The 24,696-nt window shown below is 32.4% G+C and carries 18 protein-coding genes and 1 tRNA gene; 17 read left to right on the top strand and 2 right to left on the bottom strand.

What is annotated here, in order from left to right; all coding sequences use genetic code 11:
- The first annotated feature begins 1 nt into the window (after position 1).
- Positions 2–1,357, top strand: coding sequence for an ATP-binding protein (locus tag DWX29_RS07760; protein ID WP_118565554.1), 1,356 nt, complete (start codon positions 2–4; stop codon positions 1,355–1,357).
- A gap of 177 nt (positions 1,358–1,534) precedes the next feature.
- Here the strand turns inward: DWX29_RS07760 and DWX29_RS07755 are convergent, their stop codons facing one another.
- Complete coding sequence (locus tag DWX29_RS07755; protein ID WP_243053245.1) at positions 1,535–1,942, bottom strand: CBS domain-containing protein; 408 nt, start codon at positions 1,940–1,942, stop codon at positions 1,535–1,537.
- Positions 1,943–2,419: 477 nt separating this feature from the next.
- On the opposite strand from DWX29_RS07755, the gene DWX29_RS07750 reads away from it, so the two are divergent.
- Positions 2,420–2,491: transfer RNA gene (locus tag DWX29_RS07750), tRNA-Glu, on the top strand.
- Positions 2,492–2,833: 342 nt separating this feature from the next.
- On the opposite strand, the gene DWX29_RS07745 is transcribed toward DWX29_RS07750, so the two are convergent.
- Entirely contained in the window at positions 2,834–4,021 is a 1,188-nt protein-coding gene (locus DWX29_RS07745) for an N-acetylmuramoyl-L-alanine amidase (protein WP_118565553.1), read from the bottom strand.
- Positions 4,022–4,383: 362 nt separating this feature from the next.
- On the opposite strand from DWX29_RS07745, the gene rimP reads away from it, so the two are divergent.
- The 15 genes from rimP (at position 4,384) to DWX29_RS07670 (ending at position 24,695) form a co-directional block, all read left to right on the top strand.
- Positions 4,384–4,857 carry a ribosome maturation factor RimP gene (gene rimP, locus DWX29_RS07740; protein WP_022088481.1) on the top strand — a complete coding sequence of 158 codons (474 nt, stop codon included), beginning with the start codon at positions 4,384–4,386 and terminating at the stop codon, positions 4,855–4,857.
- An 82-nt stretch (positions 4,858–4,939) separates the two neighbouring features.
- The gene (gene nusA, locus DWX29_RS07735) at positions 4,940–6,151 is read left to right on the top strand and encodes a transcription termination factor NusA (RefSeq protein ID WP_022088482.1); all 1,212 of its coding nucleotides are present in this window, start codon (positions 4,940–4,942) and stop codon (positions 6,149–6,151) included.
- A 15-nt stretch (positions 6,152–6,166) separates the two neighbouring features.
- Positions 6,167–6,442, top strand: coding sequence for a YlxR family protein (locus DWX29_RS07730; RefSeq protein WP_022088483.1), 276 nt, complete (start codon positions 6,167–6,169; stop codon positions 6,440–6,442).
- Positions 6,435–6,743 carry a ribosomal L7Ae/L30e/S12e/Gadd45 family protein gene (locus tag DWX29_RS07725; RefSeq protein ID WP_022088484.1) on the top strand — a complete coding sequence of 103 codons (309 nt, stop codon included), beginning with the start codon at positions 6,435–6,437 and terminating at the stop codon, positions 6,741–6,743. The genes DWX29_RS07730 and DWX29_RS07725 overlap by 8 nt, the downstream gene beginning before the upstream one ends.
- 14 nt (positions 6,744–6,757) lie before the next feature.
- Entirely contained in the window at positions 6,758–9,649 is a 2,892-nt protein-coding gene (gene infB / locus DWX29_RS07720; RefSeq protein WP_022088485.1) for a translation initiation factor IF-2, read from the top strand.
- 25 nt (positions 9,650–9,674) lie between these two features.
- Entirely contained in the window at positions 9,675–10,034 is a 360-nt protein-coding gene (rbfA, locus tag DWX29_RS07715; protein ID WP_022088486.1) for a 30S ribosome-binding factor RbfA, read from the top strand.
- Complete coding sequence (locus DWX29_RS07710; RefSeq protein ID WP_313958655.1) at positions 10,021–10,986, top strand: bifunctional oligoribonuclease/PAP phosphatase NrnA; 966 nt, start codon at positions 10,021–10,023, stop codon at positions 10,984–10,986. Before rbfA ends, DWX29_RS07710 begins: the two co-directional genes overlap by 14 nt.
- A 36-nt stretch (positions 10,987–11,022) precedes the next feature.
- Positions 11,023–11,931, top strand: a complete 909-nt coding sequence (gene truB, locus DWX29_RS07705) for a tRNA pseudouridine(55) synthase TruB (RefSeq protein WP_117909818.1) — start codon at positions 11,023–11,025, stop codon at positions 11,929–11,931.
- Positions 11,932–11,954: 23 nt separating this feature from the next.
- A complete protein-coding gene (locus DWX29_RS07700) occupies positions 11,955–12,866 on the top strand; it encodes a bifunctional riboflavin kinase/FAD synthetase (RefSeq protein WP_118565552.1) in 912 nt (303 codons plus the stop codon).
- Between the two features lie 331 nt (positions 12,867–13,197).
- Complete coding sequence (locus DWX29_RS07695) at positions 13,198–18,330, top strand: fibro-slime domain-containing protein (RefSeq protein ID WP_118565551.1); 5,133 nt, start codon at positions 13,198–13,200, stop codon at positions 18,328–18,330.
- 266 nt (positions 18,331–18,596) lie between these two features.
- Entirely contained in the window at positions 18,597–18,863 is a 267-nt protein-coding gene (gene rpsO, locus DWX29_RS07690; protein ID WP_022088490.1) for a 30S ribosomal protein S15, read from the top strand.
- A gap of 346 nt (positions 18,864–19,209) precedes the next feature.
- Complete coding sequence (locus tag DWX29_RS07685) at positions 19,210–21,294, top strand: polyribonucleotide nucleotidyltransferase (protein ID WP_022088491.1); 2,085 nt, start codon at positions 19,210–19,212, stop codon at positions 21,292–21,294.
- A 107-nt stretch (positions 21,295–21,401) separates the two neighbouring features.
- The gene (locus tag DWX29_RS07680) at positions 21,402–22,895 is read left to right on the top strand and encodes a hypothetical protein (RefSeq protein WP_022088492.1); all 1,494 of its coding nucleotides are present in this window, start codon (positions 21,402–21,404) and stop codon (positions 22,893–22,895) included.
- A 21-nt stretch (positions 22,896–22,916) separates the two neighbouring features.
- Positions 22,917–23,120: a hypothetical protein gene (locus tag DWX29_RS07675; RefSeq protein WP_022088493.1), complete on the top strand. Its 204-nt coding sequence runs from the start codon at positions 22,917–22,919 to the stop codon at positions 23,118–23,120.
- A 201-nt stretch (positions 23,121–23,321) separates the two neighbouring features.
- Positions 23,322–24,695, top strand: coding sequence for a hypothetical protein (locus DWX29_RS07670; RefSeq protein ID WP_117909821.1), 1,374 nt, complete (start codon positions 23,322–23,324; stop codon positions 24,693–24,695).
- Position 24,696: the final 1 nt, after the last annotated feature.

The following is a 24,696-nucleotide window of genomic DNA, read 5'->3' as shown; positions in this document are numbered from 1 at the left end:
AATGAAGAAAAAAATAAATATGCAATTTATTATAGTTTCATTTATTGCTATTATATTAACTATGAGTTTGTCTGTAGGAACATTTTATGAATTGTTTGTACAGGAAATGAGAAATGACATGAAAGCATACACCCATGTACTTAGAAGTGCAGGGGTGTTTAATGCGTCTAATGAGGAAAAATTAAATCTCAAAAACGAAGATTTGCGAATAACAATAATAGATGCAGATGGAACTGTTGTTTATGATAATGAAGCAAATGATATTGAAATGGATAATCATAAAGACAGACCTGAAATAGAATCGGCGCTCAAAAATGGTGAGGGCTCAGATGTTAGAAAATCTTCAACTCTTAATAAGAGCACATATTATTATGCAGTACTTTTGGATGATGGACAGGTTTTAAGAATTGCAAAAGAAGCTAGTAGTGTGTGGAATATTTTTATAAAAGTGCTTCCGCTTATTTTAGGAATCATAATATTAATGCTTTTTTCTGTTGGAATTATTACTCATTATATTACAAAAAGTATTGTAAAACCGGTAGAAGAACTTGCTAATAATATTGATGAAATAAAAGATATAAAAACATATAAAGAGATACAGCCTTTTATCGATACAATAAAGAAACAACATGAGGATATAGTAAAAAATTCTCATGTGCGGCAGGAATTTACAGCGAACGTATCGCATGAATTAAAGACTCCTCTTACATCCATTTCAGGATATTCGGAATTAATTGAAAATGGAATGGCAACACAGGAAGATACTATAAGATTTGCAGGAGAAATACACAAAAGTTCTCAAAGACTTCTAACACTTATAAATGACATCATAGAATTGTCTGAACTTGATTCGTCAGAAAGCAAAGTTGCAATGGAAACAGTAAATATATACGACATTGCAAAAAATTGTGTGGAAATGCTTAAATTTAATGCTAAAGATCATGGAGTCAATTTAAAATTTGAAGGAACACCATGTAATATAACTGCTAATAAGATGATGATGGAAGAATTAGTGTATAATCTTCTGAGTAATGCTATCAGATATAACAGAGAGGGTGGAAGTGCCACTGTACGTGTTAATAAAATATTAGATAGAGTAAATCTTGAGGTACTAGATACCGGAATAGGAATTTCAAAGGAAAATCAGAAACGAATATTTGAAAGATTTTACAGAGTTGATAAGAGCAGGTCAAAATCAACAGGTGGAACAGGACTTGGACTAGCAATAGTTAAGCATATTTTGATAAAACATAATGCACAGCTTGAACTCGAGAGTACCGAAGGAAAGGGAACTCATATAACAGTAATCTTCCAACCATCACAAAAAAAAGGCTTAATCAATAATAAAATCCGGTAGCCGGATGAACGATGGTTAGAATAAAAGTATAAAGAAATGTAAATGAAAAGGCTTATAACATAGAAGAATCGAATACTTTTGTATTATAAGCCTTTTATAAGAAAAAAAAGTATGAAAAAAATTTGAACACAAAGAAAAGTTGAAAAATGTGTTCACAAATTTAAGATAATAGTCATTTTATGCATTGCTTTCAGAAGGTTGTGTTGAACCAACAAAACTTCTGATTATGTCCTGTCTTGTTACGATGCCAATAAAATAATCTCTGTCATCTGTAACAGGAATAAAATTCTGGCTCATTGAGCGATTTAACAGCTCATCCATTTTCACATCTACGCGAACTGCCGGATTATAATTTTTCTTTATTATATCTTTAACCAAATAAGGTTTTTCACTTTTTACCTTATTGTTCATATAGTCAACAAGACTCCATAAAAAGTCACTAACGCTAACACAACCTACATATTTTTCATCCTTTGATAAAACCGGAATAGCGGTATAACCATGTTCCTTCATAGCTTCTAATCCCTGTTCAAATGTAAATGTGTCATATATGTAGGAAACCTCTGATTTATTTTTTAATAACATTAAAACGTTCATATAATTTATACTATGCAGATATTCTGCAACCCTTTCTCAATTATTCAAAAACTAAAATTGCGAAACAATTATAAAATTTCTGTTGTGATACATGTCTGGTTCGACAAAAGAACGCTCGCGCTGCTTGCCACTCGTAGCAGTTCTAAATATTCAGCACACAGACAGACTTTGAAACCTGCGGTTTCATTCAGCCTATGCACTAAATATTTGAACCGACGGCGTCAAATGCACTTTCGTCAAACCAGACATGTATCACAAACAAAATTTTGTTTAAGAGTGTTTCGATTTTATGATTTTATGATAATTGAAGAATGTGTACAAAATTAAAAGAAAGTTTGATAATTTTATGAAAGATTATTAAAGATAAAGTTAGGAAAAAGAAGAGTGTAAATAATAAAAGTGTAAATAATAAAAGTGCTTGCAAATTTGACGGTTCTTGTTATAATAGTACAGTAATATTTTTTAGGCCTGTTGGTCAAGAGGTTAAGACGCCGCCCTCTCAAGGCGGAATCACGGGTTCAATTCCCGTACAGGCTGCTTGTAGAATCACAGAATTATTTCTGTGATTTTTTTGTATGAGATAAGATTTTACTTATGGAACGAAGTATTCAAAGTTCTTTACTGCGTAACTTATAGAGGGGTGAGGAACCATATTTTTCTTAGCAATTAAGGAAAATTCTCAAGTTCAGCGGCATCTTTAAAATATTTTAATTGTAGTAACTCCATAAAAAAATCCACTATCTATAATTAATAATATCTGTAAGTCATAATATGCCATACTATTTATAATTTTAATATAGGCGATAAAAAAACAATAATTCTAAAAATGAAAAATATATAAAATTCATTATAGGCATATAAAAAGAATAAATGAAAAACTTACATCTTCTTGCCGGAAGCGTTAAATTTATAAGTTTTTATCCCATCATTAAAATATGTATTTGTTACTAAAGACCCATTTCCTGTTGCAAGATATTTTGCTCCTTTAACGGTAATCCAACCTGTACACATTTCTCCGGTAGAAGGGCTTAAGTAAAATTTCCTGTTATCTACAGTTAAAAAACCTGTTTTCATTTTTCCGGTAACAGTGTCAAAATAATACCATTTACCGGAGTATTTAACCCAACCGGTTACGATGTTGTTGTCGCCTGTTAAATAATATGTATCCTTACCGTCTTTTACAAATTTACCGGAAATTATTTCTTTATTTAGTCCAAAATATGAAATGATGGAATCGGCATCCTTTTTACCAAGAAGGTATCTTTTAGCTACTGTATTAAAATATTTTTTGCAGTCAGATTTATTTGTGATATATCCGTGCTCAATAATAACACTTGGAATATTGTATAAAACACCATTTCTGACAATAGAATAATAATCCATTCTAGACCCGTTTTTGTAATGCAAACCTTTGTATTTTCGCATCCAAAAACCACGTTTTTTTAATCCTAAGGAATGTAAGTTCTTTAAGGCAATTTTACCAAATGAGGTAGTTTGTAAATGAATTCTTTTATTATAACCGGAGTCATATGCTGCAAGCATTAAAGCACCGGTTTTATTTTTATTTTCATTAGCATTGATATGAAGACTTATTAAAAAATCAGCATTAAGTCTTTTTGAATATCTGTTTCTTGCTGTAAGGCAGTCTCCAAGTCCGAGGGTAGAGAGACAATTATTGGTTGTTCTTGTCGTATAAACTGTAATGTCACCATAATTGTCTAATTTGTTTTTGCATGCTTTAGAAATATCAAGTACAATATCTTCTTCTTTAAGTCCATATCCACGGGCACCGATATGCTTTTTGCAATGACCGGGATCAAGAACTATGACCTTAGAAGTTAAAGGCGATAAGTCAGATTTAATATAATCAGATTTATCTGAAGGTAAAGAAACGGCCTTAGTATCGTTACTTAAAGAAGTTTCTGATAAGTTGTAAGTTGTAGTGACTTCATTTGTAGTACTTTCATTTAAAGAAGTATCTGCAACAGAAGCCTTTGTATTTGTAGAAAATGTTAAAGTGCATGTAAGCATTGATAAAATTAGTGTGTGTTTTAAAATCCTTTTCATTATAATATGTACCTTCCAATGATTTTTTCCTGTATAAGTATAAATGATTATTATAAAAATTACATTACTAAATAGGTAAAAATTGTAAAATTATGCAAAATCCATGAAATAAAAAGAAGAGTATGTGGTAAAAAGCATTTAAAAATTTCTTTATGAGATAGTTTTGTGTTGCTTTTACGCTGGTTTTATGTCGTTAAACCGCCATTTTTACGCCATTTGCTTGACACAAAATAAAAGCAGAGTTATACTGTTTAACGTAAATATTGACTAGATGATAAGGAGTGGACCAGAGGTCCACTCTTTGTTATTGTTAAAAAGTCTTAAATAAAGACATAATAATAGTAGAAAGTTGAGGAGAAAGCGTGTCAAGAAGAGAAGAATACGAAGCAAAGACAGAAGCACTACTTCAGCCAATGGTTGACGAAAGAGGATTCGAATTAGTTGACGTAGAGTATGTAAAAGAAGGCAGTAACTGGTATTTGAGAGCTTTTATAGATAAGCCGGGCGGAATATCTATAGATGATATTGAACCGATAAGCAGAGAACTCAGTGAAAAGTTAGACCAGGAAGATTTTATAAGCGATGCTTATATATTAGAAGTAAGTTCTCCGGGACTTGGAAGACCATTAAAGAAAGATAAGGATTTTGTAAGAAGTATAGGTGAAGAAATTGAAATTCATTTATATAGAGCTATAAACAAACAAAAAGAATTTGTGGGAATCTTAAAGGAATTCAACAAAGAAGAGAATACTTTTACAGTTGAATTAGAAGATGGCGAAGAAACGGTGTTTAACAGAGCTGATGTTGCACTCGTAAGATTGACATTTGATTTCTAACAATTACTTTGTATCAAATAGAACAGAAAACAGTCCGATGAAGGACAACAGTATGTAGAGATAATTAGGAGGATAAAGGAAAATGAATAAAGAATTAATTGAATCATTAAATGTACTGGAAAAAGAAAAAGAAATTAGTAAAGAAGTGTTATTTGAAGCAATCGAAAATTCGCTTGTAGTTGCATATAAGAATAATTTTAATAAAGCTGACAATGTTATTGTTAATGTTGACAGAGAAACAGGAGATTTCCACATTTATTCACAGAAGGAAGTTGTTGAAGAAGTATTTGATCCTGTAATTGAAATTTCATTAGAAGATGCAAGAGCAATTAAGGGAACATACGAAATCGGAGATATGGTTAATGTAGAAATCCAGTCAAAGGACTTCGGAAGAATTGCAACACAGAGTGCTAAGAATGGTATTTTACAGAAAATCAGAGAAGAAGAAAGAAAGAGTGTATTTGAACAGTACTATGAAAAACAGAATGACATTATTACAGGTATTGTTCAAAGAATTAATGGAAAGAATATTAGCGTAAATCTTGGAAAGACAGATACTGTTTTAATGGAAAAGGAACAGGTACCAGGAGAACATTTCAGACCAACAGACAGAATTAAGTTATATATTACAGAAGTTAAAGATGGAAATAAAGGACCAAGAATCGTTGTTTCAAGAACTCATCCGGGATTAGTAAAGCGTTTATTTGAACAGGAAGTTTCAGAAATCCAGGACGGAACAGTTGAAATCAAGAGTATTTCAAGAGAAGCAGGTTCAAGAACAAAGATGGCAGTTTACTCAAACAATCCTAATGTAGATGCAGTAGGTGCATGTGTAGGTGTAAATGGAGCAAGAGTTAATGCAATCGTAGATGAACTTTGTGGTGAAAAGATTGATATTATAAATTGGGATGAAAATCCTGCAATTTTAATTGAAAATGCATTAAGCCCTGCAAAAGTTGTTTCAGTATTAGCTGATCCTGACGAAAAAGAAGCTATGGTAATCGTTCCTGATTATCAGTTATCTTTAGCAATCGGTAAAGAAGGTCAGAATGCAAGACTTGCAGCAAGACTTACAGGATTCAAGATTGATATCAAGAGTGAAACACAGGCAAAAGAAGCCGGAATTCAGTATATATTCGATGATGACGAATATTATGATGAAGATGAGTATTATGATGACGACGAATACTATGATGAAGAAGAATATAATGAAGAAAAAAATGAAGCTGATGATACTTTAGAAGAAAACTTCGATGAAAATGAAGCTGACAGTGAGGATGATTCAGAAGAATAAGTAAGAGAGGTCAATATGAGCCAGACAAAGAAAGTTCCATTAAGAAAATGCACCGGGTGCAATGAAGTGAAAAATAAAAAAGATATGATTCGTGTTATCCGTGATAAAGAAGGAAATATTTCTATGGATGCTACGGGTAGAAAAAATGGCAGAGGGGCATACATTTGCCCGGATGTAAAATGCCTTGAAAAAGCTATGAAGAGCAAAGGTCTTGAAAGAACACTTAAGGCAAAGGTTCCGGAAGAAGTATATGAACAGCTAAAGGCTGAGTTAGGAGAAATCAATGGATAAGGTTATATCTATGATTGGTTTAGCAACTAAAGCCGGCAAGACTGTATCAGGAGAGTTCTCAGTAGAAAAAGCGATTCAGGGAAATAAAGCCCATGCAGTTATTGTTTCTGTAGAAGCATCGGATAATACAAAGAAGAAGTTTAAAAATAAATGTGAATATTACAAAATACCGTTGTTTTATTATGGAACAACACAGGACTTAGGAAAAGCTACAGGAAATAAAACCAGAATGTCATTGGCAGTAGTTGACGAAGGATTCTCAAAATCAATCATAAAAATGTTAGATAATCAAGTAAAATAATCGGAGGTTATAGAATGGCAAAAATGAGAGTACATGAATTAGCAAAAGAATTAGATATAAAAAGTGCAGATATAGTAAAAGCATTGGGAGAAAAAGGCATTGACGTAAAAGCAATGAGCTCAGTGGATGACAGTGAAGTAAAATACATAAAGGATAAATTTAGCAAGAGCAAGACATCTGAAGATAAAACAGCTGAAAAAGTGACACCTACAGAAAAAACAGAAGTCAAAGAAGAAAAGAAACATAAGAGAATTATTACAAGCAGAGGAATGGTTCGCCTTAAAGGTGATGGCGAAGAAAGACCAAGAAGACCAAGACCTGATGGTGAGAAAAAACGTCGTCCAAGACCTGAAGGTGAAAATCAGAATGCAGCCACTCAGAAAACTGAAAAAACAGAAACAGTTAAGAAAGAGAATGAACAGATAGCAAAACCTGTAGAACAGGAAAAAAATGAAAGTGCAAATAAGCCGGTAGAAAATAATGTACAGCCAAAAGAAGAAAAGGTTGAATCTGTAGTTACACCGGTTGCTAAGAATGAACCAAAGAGACCGGCTCCTACAGCAGAATCAGCAGCAAGAAAAGCAGCTGAGATAGCAGCAAAAGCAGCAGCAATTGCTGAAAGCCGTGGACAGAGCAGAAACAATGACAGAAGAAATAACAGAAATGGCCAGAATAGAAACAACAGAGATGGACAGAATAGAAATGGAAATGGAAATGGTCAGAACAGAAACAACAGGGACGGACAGAATAGAAATAACAGAGATGGTCAGAACAGAAACTTTGGAAACAGAGATGGTCAGAACAGAAACAATGATGGAAAGTCATTTAACAGAGATAATAGAAATGGCAATAACCGCAATTTCAATAATAGAAATAATGATGGTTATAATAAGGATAAAGATTTTGACAGAAATGACAACAACAGAAGAAATGACAGAAGAAGAGATGACCAGAAGCAGAGTGCACCTGCAGATATAATCCAGAGCAAAGATCGTAATAAGAGAGAAAACAAGTTACGCCAGGATAAGCAGGAAAGAGGAAGAAAGAATTACGAAGATGGTAATGGCGGAAGAAAAGGCAAGAATGGGCGTAGAGTTGATTTGAGCAAGCCGGTATTACAGAAACCTCAGAAGAAGGAAGAAAAGAAAGAAGAAATCAAAGTTATTTCAATCCCTGAAGCACTTACAATTGGTGAATTAGCAGAAAAGATGAAAATGCAGCCATCAACAATTATTAAGAAACTTTTCTTAGAAGGTAAGATGGTTACAGTTAATACTGAAATTGATTTTGCCGGAGCAGAAGAAATAGCCCTTGAATATGAAATTATGTGTGAAAAAGAAGTTAAGGTCGATATGATTGAAGAACTTCTTAAGGAAGAAGAAGAAAATGAAGCAGACATGACAAGTCGTCCACCTGTTGTATGTGTAATGGGTCATGTAGATCATGGTAAAACATCTCTTCTTGATGCAATTAGAGAAACAAATGTAATTTCAGGTGAAGCAGGTGGTATTACACAGCATATTGGTGCTTCTGTTGTTAAGATTAATGACAGAAAGATTACTTTCCTTGATACTCCGGGACATGAAGCGTTTACAGCAATGCGTATGCGTGGCGCTCAGTCAACAGATATTGCAATCTTGGTAGTAGCTGCAGATGATGGTGTAATGCCTCAGACAGTTGAAGCTATCAATCATGCAAAAGCAGCCGGAATTGAAATAATTGTAGCTATTAATAAGATTGACAAACCGGGTGCAAATATCGAAAGAGTAAAACAGGAATTAGCTGAATATGAATTATTAGCAGCTGATTGGGGTGGAAATACAGAAATGGTTCCTGTATCTGCACATACAAGAGAAGGAATTGAAGAATTATTAGAAATGGTTCTTTTACAGGCAGATGTACTTGAACTTAAGGCAAATCCTGACCGTATGGCAAGAGGTATCGTAATTGAAGCAAAACTTGATAAAGGTAAAGGACCTGTTTCAACTGTACTTGTACAGAAAGGTACACTTCATATTGGTGATCATATTGCAGCAGGAGCAAATTACGGTAAAGTAAGAGCTATGACAGATGACAGAGGAAATAGAATTACAGAAGCAGGACCTTCAACTCCAGTAGAAATTTTAGGATTGAGCGGAGTACCAAACGCAGGTGAAGTATTTGTTGCTAAGGAAACAGCAAATGAAGCAAAAGCATTTGCGGAAACATTTATTGCAGATAGCAAGGAAAAACTTCTTGAAGGAACTAAGTACAGAATTTCTCTTGATGATATTAACAGTCAGATTAAGGCAGGTAACCTTAAGGAATTAAATATCATCATAAAGGCAGACGTACAGGGTTCTGTAGAAGCTGTAAAACAGAGTATGTTAAAACTTTCAAATGAAGAAGTAGAAGTTAAAGTTATTCATGGTGGTGTAGGTGCAATTAATGAATCTGATGTTATTTTGGCTTCTGCATCAAATGCAATTATTATTGGATTTAATGTAAAACCTGATGCTCAGGCAGAAGAAATTGCTACAAGAGAAAAGGTTGATTTAAGATTATATAGCGTTATTTACAATGCAATCGAAGATATTGAAAGAGCTATGAAGGGAATGCTTGAACCAATTTACGAAGAAAAAGTTATCGGTCATGCGGAAATTCGTCAGATTTTCAAGGCTTCAGGTGTTGGAAATATCGCAGGTTCATATGTATTAGATGGTTCATTTAAGAGAGGATGCTCAGCTAGAATTACACGTGATGGAGAGCAGATATTTGACGGACCACTTGCATCGCTTAAGAGATTTAAAGATGATGTTAAGGAAGTTAAAGCAGGATATGAATGCGGTCTTGTATTTGAAAAATTCAATGATATTGCTGAAGGAGATGCTGTAGAAGCGTACATGATGGTTGAGGTACCTAGATAAGACTAGTTAACCGGAAAGGAATTATATGAGAAAGAACAGCATAAAAAATACAAGAATTAACGGAGAAGTTCAAAGAGAATTATGTAATATAATCAGAGAACTCAAGGACCCAAGAGTAGGAATAATGACAAGTGTTACCCATGTAGAGGTAACACCTGATCTTAAATATTGCAAGGCGTATGTAAGTGTGTTAGGCGATGAAGAAACAAAGGCTGATACATTAGCAGGACTTAAGAGTGCAGTTGGATTTATCAGACATCAGCTTGCAAAAACCGTAAATTTAAGAAATACTCCACAGATTACATTTATTTTAGATGATTCTATAGAGTATGGCGTAAGAATGTCAAAAATGATTGATGAGGTGACGTCAGATGACAATGAATAATCCTATACCTATAAAGGAACTGATTGGCGATGCAAAAACTATTGGAATAGCAGGACATATCAGACCGGATGGCGATTGCATCGGTTCATGCATGACACTCTATAATTACATTGAGAAAAATTTTCCGGATATACAGGTAAAAGTATATCTGGAAAAAATTAAAGATAAATTCTTATTTATAAAGAACTCTGAGAAAATAGATTCAAATGGGTACGACGGAACAGAGTACGATTTATTCTTTTCACTTGATTGTGCTGATTTAGAAAGATTAGGTTTAAATAAAGAATTTTTTGAACATGCAAAGCGAACAGCATGTATTGATCATCACATCAGTAATGGAGGATATGCAGATTATAATTATATTCTTCCAAATGCAAGTTCGGCATGTGAAGTTTTATATGATTTGTTAGATGTAAGTTTATTTGATAAATCTATTGCAGAACCAATGTATACAGGAATTGCCCATGATTCAGGAGTGTTTAGATTCCAGAGCACAACTTCTAAAACAATGAATGTTGCAGGAAAAATGTTGGATTTTGGAATTAATGCAAATAAGATTCTTGAAGAAACATATTATAAAAAAACTTATGCACAGTCTCAGGTTGCAGGAAGACTTCAGCTTGAAAGTGTAAGGTTTATGGATAATAGATGCATATTTGCATACGCAACAACAAAACTTATGGATTTTTATGGTGTAACGACAAAGGATTTAGATTCAGTAGTTGCACAGCTTAGAAATATTGAAGGAATAGAGGTTGCAATATTTATGTATCAGATAGGGGAAATGAAATACAAGGTAAGTATGAGATCTCAGGATTTAGTAGATGTAAGTGTCATAGCATCATATTTTGGTGGAGGCGGTCATGTAAGAGCTGCCGGATTTGATACTGTAGGAGATGTACACGATATCATCAATAACATTTCAGAACAGATTGAAAAGCAAATGTCATAAATATAGTAATGTGACTTACCATTACAGGAGGAATGAATGATAAGTGGTGTAATAAATGTCTATAAGGAGCCGGGATATACGTCTCATGACGTAGTGGCAAAATTAAGAGGCATTTTGAAACAGAAAAAGATAGGACATATGGGAACTCTAGATCCATATGCCGTTGGAGTATTGCCGGTGTGTCTTGGAAAGGGAACAAAATTATGCGATATTTTATCAGAAAAAGATAAAACGTATAAAGCTGTTTTGTTACTAGGACAGGAAACAGATACACAGGACAGTACAGGTAATATAATAAATAAAGCTGAAGAAGATAAATTGAATGCTTTAGACCAGACAGAAGTCTTTACAACAATTAAAAGTTTTATAGGTGATTATGCACAGATTCCACCAATGTTTTCGGCTATAAAAATAAATGGTCAGAAACTTTATAATTTAGCAAGAAGAGGCGAAGAAGTTGAAAGACCGGCAAGACAATGTAAGATAGTTGATATAACTATAACTGATGTTGACCTTCCCAGAGTCGAAATGATTGTTACATGTTCAAAAGGTACTTATATCAGAACTTTATGTCATGACATAGGAAATAAACTTGGTGTTTATGGATGCATGGATAAACTGGAAAGAACAAGAGTCGAAAGATTTAAAGTTGAAGAAAGTATTACTCTTGAACAGATAGAAAAGGCAAGAGATGATGGAAGATTAAAAGATTATATCGTTCCCGTGGATCAAATGCTTGATAAATATTCTAAATGTATTGTGTCAGAAAAATTTGACAAATTAATATATAATGGAAACAAGTTTACAGCTGGAAATACATTGCTAAGAATGAATTTTGAAGATAAACAAAAAGTAAGAGTTTATGCACAAAATGGAGATTTTATCGGTATATATGAATTTGATGCACATAAGCAGATATATAAACCAGTTAAGATATTTTTGTAAATACATACAGGAGTCGTAGGATTATGATAAACATGTCGGCAACAGACAAGATAAAATTAAGCAATACAATAGTAACTGTTGGAAAATTTGACGGGTTACATAAGGGTCATGAAAAGTTATTAAGTGAATTGACTAAAAAGGCAAATGGAAGACGTAAAGTTGTCCTGACATTTGCTGCGGAACCTAAAGATGTATTGAATAATCAGACAGTAAAAACAATTGTAACAGATGAAGAAAAAAGACTTCTATGTGAGAAACAGGGAATTGATGTTTATTGCAGTATGCCAATGACAAAAGAATTTTTGGCATTAGAACCTGATGAATTTATAAATGAATTTTTGAAAAAAAAATTAGGGGCTACAGCGATTGTGTGCGGACCGGATTTCTCTTTTGGAAATAAGGGTGCAGGAAATGTTGATTACCTGAAGAAAAACACAGAAAAATACGGATATGAGTTGTATGTAATTGAAAAAGAAAAATATCATGACAAAGATATAAGCAGTACAGGAATACGCAGTAGTATTATAGAAGGCAGGATAGAAGAAACAAATGAAATGCTTGACCATCCATACAGTGTTATTGGAAAGGTTGAGGAAGGAAAGAAAATCGGAAGAACGATAAATTTTCCTACGGCTAATATTTTGCCGGCAGCAACAAAACTATTGCCACCAAATGGTGTATATGCAACAAGAACCAACATAAATGGAAAAAGTTATCGTTCAATAACTAATGTAGGTATTAATCCGACGATTTCGGAAAATAATCCTACAAAGGTTGAAACATATGTTGCAAATTTTCATGGCAATTTATATGGAGAAGTTATTGAAGTTTCATTTTACGAATTTATGCGTGGTGAAAGAAAATTTGATGATATAGAACAACTTAAAAAACAAATAACTATGGATATAAATGACAGAATAAAAATGAAAATATAATTTAATAAAACGAATTTATTATAAAATAATATTTAATAAAAATATTAAATATTATTTTATAATTGCAAAAATTCTATTTAAGAATAATGATTAAATAGACTGATAATTATTAACAGATAAGGTTTTTGGTTATCAGTCTTATTTTTATTGCTATAAAAAACTATTTTATAAAAAGTTTAAAATGTTAATAAAATTGATAAATTTTTGATAATAAATAACAAGAAAAAATAACGCTTTTATACAAAAATCGTATTTTAACATACAAAAAAAGGGTATATAATAAACTTGTCTCAAATAAAAATTTGTATACACAAAATATGGAGGAAAGCATATGAGAAAATTTCTATCAACATTTTTAGCAGTAACGTTAACTGCAACGAGTGTATTTTGCAATGGATTTTCATTAGCTAAATCTACGGTTAGTGCAGATGAAATGCCACAGACTATGAAGATGCCGATTGTAATATACGATCATTTGAATGACGACATGTTATTTGAATATGTATTGGGTACAAAATTAAGTATGTACGACGAAAGTGATACTAGTGGTAATGCAGGAAAAGGTCTTGTCGAAACCCAGTTGGGTGAAGATGGAACTCCTGTATATAAGAAGGAAACAGTAATTCAGCTTGCTAAAGATTTAAAAGAATATCTTGAAACACAGAATCCGGGAAACCAGACTGAATTATACAAGAGACTAAGAAACCAGATAGTTGAAGAAGGTGATTCTGAAAAATTAATTGGTAAAACTCTCACAATTCAGGAAAGAGGATGGAATTTCGGAGACCTTACATACAAAACTCAAGACGGATATGGTTATTGGTATTCAGGAGATGAACTTGTATGGAAAAAGCAGGGAGATTGGTTAATTGCTTTAAAAGATGGAGCTACAGCTACATTTGATTTTGGGAAATTAGAAGCAGGTAATTATACATTTACTCCTTATCCGGGAATTACTAAAGATGTAGAGTTAAAAATCATTACTGAAAATGGGAATGAATATACTGTTAGTGGTTCATGTGATTTCGTATTAGATAGTGCACAGAATGTAAAACTTACAGTTAAGGCGACAGCTGTAGAGGGAGCATTAGTTAACCCAACTCTTTATAAAGATGGAACAGCTATAGGAAAATTCACAAATATTACGAATGAATATAATGTTCCATTTACAGAGTTGGGATGGAAAGCAGAAGATGGAAGTACATGGAAAGTATCAGGATATGGTGGAATTACATGTGATGCAGGAGAAAATACAGAAGCATATCTTGAATATGCGGTTACACCTGGAAGAACTTATAAAATATCAAGTGTATTTAATGAAAATAATAGCTTTGATTTGAAAATAAGAAATAATGGTACAGATGAAGTAATGGCAGATAATTTAAAACAGGGAGATACTTTTGATATACCTGAGGGCGTTAATAAAGTTAAAATCTGTATTGCTTCAAATAAAACTGATGCAGAACAGAATGATTATAGATTCAATGATTTGAATGTTGAAAAGAAGCCGGGTGCTAAACTTGCATCAGATAGTGATTTAGATGCAGCTTATGAAGTAAGTAAAAACAAATTTACAAGAGTTACCGGACAAAAAGCTGCAACATCACAAGATATAGAAAACTGTATGGATTATGCATATTATGTATTAAATACTTTCTGGACAGATACTAATGGAGATATTACTAAAAAGACAGATGCGTATAAGAGCATACAGTTAAATTACGTTAATGAAAAATATAGTTTTAACAATAGCAACGTTGTATATGATATAGCGAATAAAAATATATATAGAGATGAGACTAATGCTCCGGAAGGAGATGGTTTCTTCCCATTAGATGATGATGTGTTAGGTGAAGCATCTGATTTGACAGCTCCGTTTGGTAAGACAGATGAATTAGAAGGACATAACTTCCATTATGCAATGAAAGCACATTGTGAATTTATATATTCTAAAGCTAAGAATCTTTCATTTAAGTTTGAAGGTGATGATGATGTGTATTTATTCATTAATGGAAAATTAGCAATGGATATTGGTGGTGCGCATGGTAGACTTTCAGGTAATATTGATTTGAATGACGAAGATACACAGACAAAATTAGGTTTGGAAGAAGGAGAAACATATACATTTGATTTCTTCTATATGGAACGTCATACAACAGCAAGTAATATTTTGATTGAAACAAATATGTATCTTGAACAGGCAAGTGCAAAGCCATCTGTTAAATATACAGATAAAGAAGGAAATGAATTAAAGGATGGAGACAAAGTCCTTGTTGGAGAAGAAGTTGGAATTAACTATTCTGTAGTATCAGGCAGTGATGACATGAAAGATATCACATTTAAAGATACAGACCAGGGCGTTACAGTAGGAAAAGACGGAATTGATTTTGGAGACAAAGGTGTTTATGTAAAAGATAATCTTATTGTAGAAGTCCTTGATAGAGACGGAAAAGTAAAGAAGACTTATACAATTAGTAAAGAAGATTTAAAAGATGATGTTAAGAAGAGAGAGTTCCAGAATGAAATTGGAAATATTTCTCTGGATAAGAATGAAACCGTAGTAGTAAAAGGCTTAACTAAGAAAGCTGATTATGAAGGAAAACTTACTTCAACTTTAGATGTATCTATTTCAGGTCATGATAAAGGATATGATAACAATGGAAATGTTACTGATAAGTTAATCAAAGTTCCAACAGCAACAGTTGAAGTGGCAATTATTCCTAAGGCAGATATTAAAGCCGAAATGCAGGTTACATTCAAGAATCCGACAACAGGTGAGACTATTGATAATGATACAGCTATAAGTCAGGAAAAGAAAATTGGATTAGAATATACAATTACAGCAAAATCAGGTTATATGAAGAACATTTCAGTAAAAGATGATTTTGATGGAAACGAAGCATTAAGTATCAGCAGTGCAGGAATTGAACTTGGAAATCAGGTAGAAGTAAGCGATGATGGAATAAAAGTGACTGTGACAGATAAAAATGGAACAGTAAAGGAAACATATACATTAAGTAAAGCAGACTTTGAAGCAAGGAATGCTGCATATGATAATTTTATAAAGAAATTTGGAGATGGAAATGAAGCGCTTGTAATGGATATTGATGATAAAATTACAATCAGTGGATTTAACCATACAATGACTAAGGATGGTCTTAAGTCAACTCCTGTTGGAACGATTACAGGACCAAATCCTCAGTATGATGAAGAAACAGATAAAATTAATGTTGTATATGATAAGGCAGATGTAGATGCAAATGGAACATTAAATGCAATTCCTAGAGTAGGAGTTAAATATGTAGTTGACCCTGATAAGGGTACTATAGCAACAGGTGATAAGACTGATTATTCTATTGATGAAAATACGAGTACAGGAAATCAACCAACGGTTACTAATAAGACAGGATATACATTTACAGGATGGAAGATGACTGCTAATGGAGCAGAAAAAGAGTACTTAGGAGATCCTAAGGATGTACTTATTACTGAAGATACTGTATTTACAGCACAGTTTACAACTAACAAGTATAAATATACTGTTAAATATGTAGATAAGAATGGTAACCTTATACCGGGATATGATGCAATTCAAAGAGCAGCAACAGACTACAATTCTTTAGTATCTGAAGATGCAATTGAAATTCCTGGATATCATTTGGTAGCAGGTGAGCAGAATTCAAAGAATCTTACAATTACAGAAAACGAAGATGCCAATGTAATTGAATTTGTTTATGAAATTAACAAATATGACGTTAAGTTCAATATAGAAAAAGATGAATCAGGAAATAAGCATGGTACAATTAATGATGCAAAAGACGAAATAACTGATGTTGTAGAACATGGTTCAAATATAACAACTATTCCTACAGCAAAAGCTGACACAGGATATGAATTTGTAGGCTGGGCAAATGAAATAGCACCGGATACAATTTTAACTGAAGAAGAAATTAAAGCAATGGTTATAACAGGAAATGTTGGTTTTGTTGCTAAATTTGCACCTAAGACATATTCATACACAGTTAAGTATCTTGATAAAGATACAAATGAAGAAATTGCAGATATGAAGAGTGCAAGTGCGTTATTTGATTCAGAAGTAACAGAAACAGCAGTGGATGTTCCATTTTATGCAGTAGATGGTAGTCTTACAAAGAGCATCATAATGAAAGAAAGTGGAAATGAAATAGTTTTCTTATATGAAAAGAATAAGCATAACGTTATTTTCAAAGCCGGAGACAACGGTGAAATCACAGGTGATACAAATCAGTCAGTAAAACATGACGAAAAAGTAACAAGTGTACCTACTCCAACTCCGGATAAAGGATATGAATTTGTAGGATGGGAAAAGACTGTAGAGTCAGGAACAGTAGCATCAGAGAATCCTGCAAATGAAAAGATTACAGAAAAGACAACATTTACAGCTAAATTTGCACCTTTAAAATATGATTACGTTGTAAGATATTTAGACGAAGATGGAAATGAACTCTTAACAGAAAAGAGAGTTAATGCAGTTGACTTTGGTACAAAGATTACAGAGAATGCTGAAGAAATATACGGATATACACCGGATAAGACTAAGGCAGATATTGTAATTGATGTTACAGATAATGAAAATCAGAATGTAATAACATTTGTCTACTCTAAGAAAGACTACAAAGTAACTTTCAACACAGATGGAAATGGAACAATAACAGGAAAAACAGAAGATAATGTTAAGTATAACGAAAAAGTATCAGAAGTTCCTGAAAATAATTCAAAGGTAGGTTATAAATTTACAGGCTGGACAATGAAGACTGCTGATGGAAAAGAAACATTAGTAGAAAATCCTGCAAACGAAAAAATAACAGGAAATACAACATTTACAGCTCATTACGAAAAAGTAACATTAAATTATAGTGTTAAGTATGTTGATGAAAATGGTAAGGAATTATCACCATCTGAAGTTAAAAACAGTACATACGGAGAAAATGTTGAAGAAACAGCAAAACAGATTGCCGGATATACTGCAAAGGAACAGAAGAAGAGTGTTACAATGAAGTTAGAAGGAAATGAAATAGTATTTGTATATACTAAGAATCCTGAAGACAAGAATAATCAGACAGTTATAAATAATAACAACAATACGACAAAGAAAGATGACAAGAATACTAAGACAACAAAGAAGGATAACAAAAAGAATAATAAAAAGGCACAGACAACAAAGAAAAATAAATCCGGAAATGTTCTTGGTGAAGATGAGTCAAAGAATAATAAGAAGTCTGATAAAAATGTAACTGTAAATGGTGCAGATAGTAAGAGTGGTACAACAACTGAAACAGATGGAAATACAACAAATACTGCAAGTCATGTGACAAGCCCTAAGACAGGTACAGTTACAAATATCTTATTAGCAATGATGGCAATGTTTATAGTTTCTATTGTAGGAATAGGAGCATGCATTATTGGATTAAAAAAAGAAGATTAATAAGAGGTATTAGTATGTTATAGAAATATAAAAATTTTGTAACTATTAAGCCTTTAACAAAAGGTATTATAGGCACACTAACTAAAAAATAGCTGGTGTGCCTACAAAAAAATTCTTTATATTTTTGATAATTTACAAATATTTAGTTTACTTATCTTGCGATATGTGGTAACATATCAAGGTATGCGAACCTACGCTAAGTATTGGATACTCCAACCGTTACTTAAGTGTATGGCGATATTAAAATAATTAAGGAGGTTGTCGTAATGATAACAAAGGAAAAGAAAACAGCAATTATTAACGAATATGCAAGAAAACCAGGCGATACAGGTTCACCTGAAGTACAGATTGCAATTTTAACAGCAAGAATCCAGGAGTTAACAGAACATTTAAAAGTTAACCAGAAGGATCATCATTCAAGAAGAGGTCTTCTTAAGATGGTAGGTAAGAGAAGAGGTTTACTTGACTATTTAAAGAAAACAGATCTTGAAGGATACCGTGCATTAATTGTTAAACTTGGTATTAGAAAGTAATATAAGTTTTATTTAAAGACTGCATTTTAACGATAATCATATTGTTAAGATGCAGTTTTTTGATGCAAAGAGACAATTTATAGTATGAAACAGAGTCATATCATGGTAAATGTCTGGTTGCTTTTTTGTATCGTATTGTTTATAATAAAAAAGATTGCTTAGTTAATATATCCAATAGGCAAACTGAAATCCGAGACCACTGAAAAGCAGATAATTAAATGTATAATTGTCTGTTTTTCAGTAGTTTCGGTGTTTGCCGGATATGTAAGACATTCAAAAGACACATTATATGTGTCGGAAAGATGTATCAGTGAGATGGTACGAAGATAGAGAAAAGGAGACAAAAATGTACAAGAGTTTTAGTATTGAAATTGGTGGTAAAACACTTACAGTAGATGTTGGACGTGTTGCTGCCCAGGCTAACGGCGCAGCGTTAATGCATTATGGAGATACAACAGTATTATCTACAGCAACAGCATCAGAAAAGCCAAGAGAGGGAATCGATTTCTTCCCACTTTCAGTTGAATTCGAAGAAAAAATGTATGCAGTAGGTAAAATACCTGGAGGATTTAATAAGAGAGAAGGTAAGGCAAGTGAAAACTCTGTTTTAACATCACGAGTTATTGACAGACCTATGAGACCTTTATTCCCTAAGGATTATAGAAATGATGTTACATTAAATAACTTAGTATTATCAGTTGATCCTCAGTGCAGACCTGAAATTGTTGCTATGTTAGGTTCAGCTATTGCAACATGTATTTCAGATATTCCATTTGATGGTCCATGTGCAATGACACAGGTTGGTTTGGTTGATGGAGAATTTATCATCAACCCATCACAGTCACAGTGGAAAGAAGGAGATTTACAGTTAACAGTTGCTTCAACAAGTAAAAAAGTTATAATGATTGAAGCAGGTGCCAACATTATTCCTGAAGCTAAAATGATTGAAGCTATTTATATGGCTCATGATGTTAACCAGAAGATTATCGAATTTATAAATAAGATTGTTGCCGAAGTTGGTAAGCCAAAACATGAATATGAAAGTTTTACAATACCTGAAGAATTATTTGCAGCAATAAAAGAGATTGTTCCACCTGCAGAGATGGAAGAAGCTGTATTTACAGATGTTAAACAGGTAAGAGAAGAAAATATAAGCAAGATTAGAGAAAGACTTGAAGAAGCATTTGCAGAAAATGAAGAATGGCTTGCAGTACTTGGAGAAGCTCTTTACCAGTATCAGAAGAAAACAGTACGTAAAATGATTTTGAAAGATCATAAGAGACCGGATGGCAGAGCTTTAGATCAGATAAGACCACTTGCAGCAGAAGTTGATATTATTCCTAGAGTTCATGGTTCAGCTATGTTTACTAGAGGACAAACACAGATTTGTAACATTTGTACTTTAGCACCATTATCTGAATCACAGAAAATTGATGGATTAGATGAAAATGAAACAGTAAAGAGATATATGCATCACTATAACTTCCCATCATATTCAGTTGGGGAAACAAAACCATCAAGAGGACCGGGACGTAGAGAAATTGGACATGGTGCATTAGCAGAAAAAGCATTAGTACCTGTTCTTCCTTCAGAAGAAGAATTCCCATATGCAATCAGAACAGTTTCAGAAACATTTGAATCAAATGGTTCAACATCAATGGCTAGTACATGTTCATCATGTATGTCGCTTATGGCAGCAGGTGTTCCAATTAAGGCTATGGTAGCTGGTATTTCATGTGGTCTAGTTACTGGAGATACAGATGATGATTATGTATTATTAACAGATATTCAGGGACTCGAAGATTTCTTTGGCGATATGGACTTTAAGGTAACAGGAACAACAGAAGGTATTACAGCTATTCAGATGGATATTAAGATTCATGGACTTACAAGAGAAATCGTAGAAGGTGCAATCCAGAGAACAAGAGAAGCAAGACTTTTCATTATGGATAATTGTATGAAACCTGCAATTGCAGAACCTAGAAAAGAAGTAGGTGCATACGCTCCTAAGATTGTTCAGATTCATATTGATCCGGCTAAGATTGGTGATGTTGTAGGACAGAAGGGTAAAACAATTAATGCTATAATCGAAGAAACAGGCGTTAAGATTGATATAACAGATGATGGAGCTGTATCTGTATGCGGAGTTGACAAAGAACAGATTGATAAGGCAATTGAATATATACAGATCATTACAACAGATTTCGAAGAAGGAATGATTCTTGAAGGAACAGTTGTAAGCATTAAGGAATTTGGTGCGTTTATCGAGTTCGCTCCGGGAAAAGAAGGAATGGTTCACATTTCAAAGATTTCAAAAGAAAGAGTTGAACATGTTGAAGATTATCTTACACTTGGAGATCATGTAAAATGTAAATGCTTGGGCAAGGATAAGATGGGAAGAATAAGCTTCTCAATTAAAGATGCTCAGTAAATAAAAAATAATAATCTCCCGACAAATATTTTTCTATTGCGGATAGAGATATGAGTCGGGAGATTTTGTATTAATGAATATAAATGTAAAAGGGAAAGTGAGAAGGGATGAGAGAGCAAAAAAAAGATATAACTATGCATATAGTAAATAGAATAATTGTTTTTAGTTTTGTAGCATTTGTTTTTTTACTATTGTTTTCATATGATACATCACCTTTATATAAATGGTGTCATAGTGATACAGCTAATTATATGCTAGAGGGAATATTAGTTGAAAAGGGATTAGTTCCATATATTGACTTTTTTGAACATAAGGGACCATTGATGTTTGTAATACAATGGATGGGAGCGATGTTGACTGGTAATAAAATAGGATTTCTTTTAATTGAAATACCTTTTCTTACAGTAACATTATATGGTAGTTATAAGATTATTGACCTTTTCTATAATGACCAAAGAAAATCAATAATAATTACAATAATTGCATTACTATTAAATCGAATATATTTTGCAGGAAATATGACAGAGGATTACTGTATACCATTTTTGGTATGGAGTATGTATTTTGTAGTCAAATATTTTAAATGCGACATAGATAATGATATAGAACATAATGTTAAATATGCTTTTTTTTATGGAATTACATTTATGGTTTGTGTATTGATAAGAATGACTAATTTTTTACCAATAAGTGTGATGATTATAACGGGGACGGTTTTATTAGCTGTTAATAAAAAGTGGAGCAATATACTGAAAAATATTGTGGCTTTTATAATAGGTGCAGTTTTGGTACTAGTGCCTTTTGTAATTTATTACATAAAAAAGAATGCGATATATGAAATGTTTTATGGAACGATTATACATAATATAAAATATACACTAAACACAAACGGAATTTTATTAAATGCAGGAGTGTTTACAATTTTAATTGTAAATTTAAATTTACTAATGTCATTGTTGATAGCAATTTCAAATTTTGTGACAAATAAGAAAGAGAGAATTGTTTCTCTTTCTCTTATGATATCTGCAATTGTTGGTATTGTAGTTCAATTAGGAATGAGGCCAAATTTAAATTATATGTATATATGGTTTCCTGTTTATATAGTAGCTTGTGGTATGACAGCAGATTTGGTGCAGAATAATAAGATTATTAATAAAGTGTTTGGAATATTTACATTGATTTTAATCAGTTTAAATTTATCATGTGCTTTTATTTCTACAAAATCCATGATTAGTTATGACGTAAATAAGTTAACAGGTATAGAAAAAGATGCAAAAGAAATAACGAAATTAATTCCTGAAAAATCAAGAAACAGCGTGTTGGCATATAACGTCAAATCAGAGTATTATATTGTGACGGATATAGTCCCATGCTATAAATATTTTATGCTACAGGATTGGATGTGCAGTGTAAATGACGAAATGCAGGAAGAATTCAAGGAATATATTGAATCAGGGCAGGCAAAATACATAGTCGAAAATGGAGAAAATAATATTTATAATGAAAATGATGGAACAGATAATGATTTAGATTACATAATAGACGAGAAATATGAAGAAATAGGAAGAAATGACAGCTTTGTATTGATGAAAAGAAAATAGAATACGAAAGAAGAAAATAATATGTCACAGGAAACAAAGATAAAAATAGGAAAAGTAGCAAATATAATAGCTACAATTATATTTGTGGTATTTATTGTTGTAGTATTTGCAGGAATACCAATGACTACAACACAGTTTATAGTTTTAATGGCAGTACTTTTTATATTATTTACTATATGCACAATTGTTGCTCATATAATGCTGAAGGATTATAATCCGGAATAGTATAAAAAATATAAAAAAATATATAAAAATATATAAAAATGTAATAGTTTAGCTATTTGGTTGGACTGTTGCATTTTTTTTGTGAATTTTTTCACAAACAATTGCAATTACTATATTGATAATGGTATAATCAAATTCAATAGCAAAAAATAAGCATATGTTAATTATTATGAATAGTTGTCGGTAAGGTAGGAGAGAAATATGCAGAATCTAAAAGAACTGACAGGACAGCAAAAATATGATTTGTTAAGAAGTGAATATAAAGATTTTATTTTTGATTCCTATGAAGTTGAAAAAAATAGCAATGAGCTAGATATTAAATATAATTTTGTTGTGCCGGGACTTGCAGAGTTTCATCCAACATGGAAGATACCATTTAAGAATATTGAAGATACAAATGAAGATGCAATAAACAGACTAATTTTTAATCTGGGAATGGTAGAATTAGTCAGTTATTGGAAAATTGCATGTCCACAGAATGTTATTATTAAGTGTGGAGTATTGACTGATACACAGTTACAATGGTGGAAGAAACTATATTACAATGGTTTAGGCGAATGCTTTTATGTTAATGGCATTGAAGCGTATGAAAAAGAATTCATGCATTTAGTTTGTGATTATAGTAAAGAACAGACAGATTGCACAAAGCCTGTTAAATTGCATGGGATATATGAAGGGTGTTTAGTGCCTATTGGTGGTGGAAAAGATTCATGTGTTTCATTAGAAGTGCTTAAAAGAATTAAAGATGAGAAAATAACAACTTACAGCGTAAACAGAATTGAAGCCGTAAAGAAAGTAATAGATGTAACTGATAATAAAATTGGAGATATTCTTTGTAGGAGAACATTAGATAAAACAATGTTACAGTTAAATAGTGAGGGATATATTAATGGACATACACCATTTTCTGCTATTGTTGCATTTTCTTCAGTATTAACAGCTGCATTAAACGGACAGAAATATATAACTTTGTCAAATGAAAACAGCGCAAACGAATCAACGGTTAAAGATTCAAAAGTAAATCATCAATATTCAAAAAGTTATGAATTTGAATTAGATTTTAATGATTACATTGCAACCATAGTGGAGTCAGACATAAGATACTTTAGTTTATTAAGACCACTTACAGAAATACAGATTGCAAAAATATTTGCATCAAGTGACAAGTACCTTGAAATATTTAGAAGCTGTAATGCAGGAAGTAAAAAAGGTATTTGGTGTTGCGATTGTCCAAAATGTTTATTTGTATATATAATTCTTTCACCATTCTTAAGTCAGGAGAGATTGACAGAAGTTTTTGGTGAAAATTTATTAAACAAAGAGAGCTTAGAAAAGTATTTCAGAGAACTTGTAGGAATAGATGAGAACAAACCATTTGAGTGTGTGGGAACACGAAGTGAAGTTGTGGCAAGCTTGAAATATATTATTGAAAAGGGTGAAAAACTAAAACTTACTGAAAAATATAAAGACTATATTGTGAATAATGGAGAAGATTTAAAGATACTGCTAGGTGAATGGTGCGATGAGCATCTTGTGCCGGACAATTTTGTAAAGGAAATAAGGAAAGTGGTGTAGT

The organism is Eubacterium sp. AF19-12LB (assembly GCF_003479125.1).
Taxonomy (GTDB): domain Bacteria; phylum Bacillota; class Clostridia; order Lachnospirales; family Lachnospiraceae; genus Eubacterium_U; species Eubacterium_U album.
Note: the sequence above shows the minus strand (reverse complement) of the source record. Positions and strands in the feature narration are given on the sequence as shown.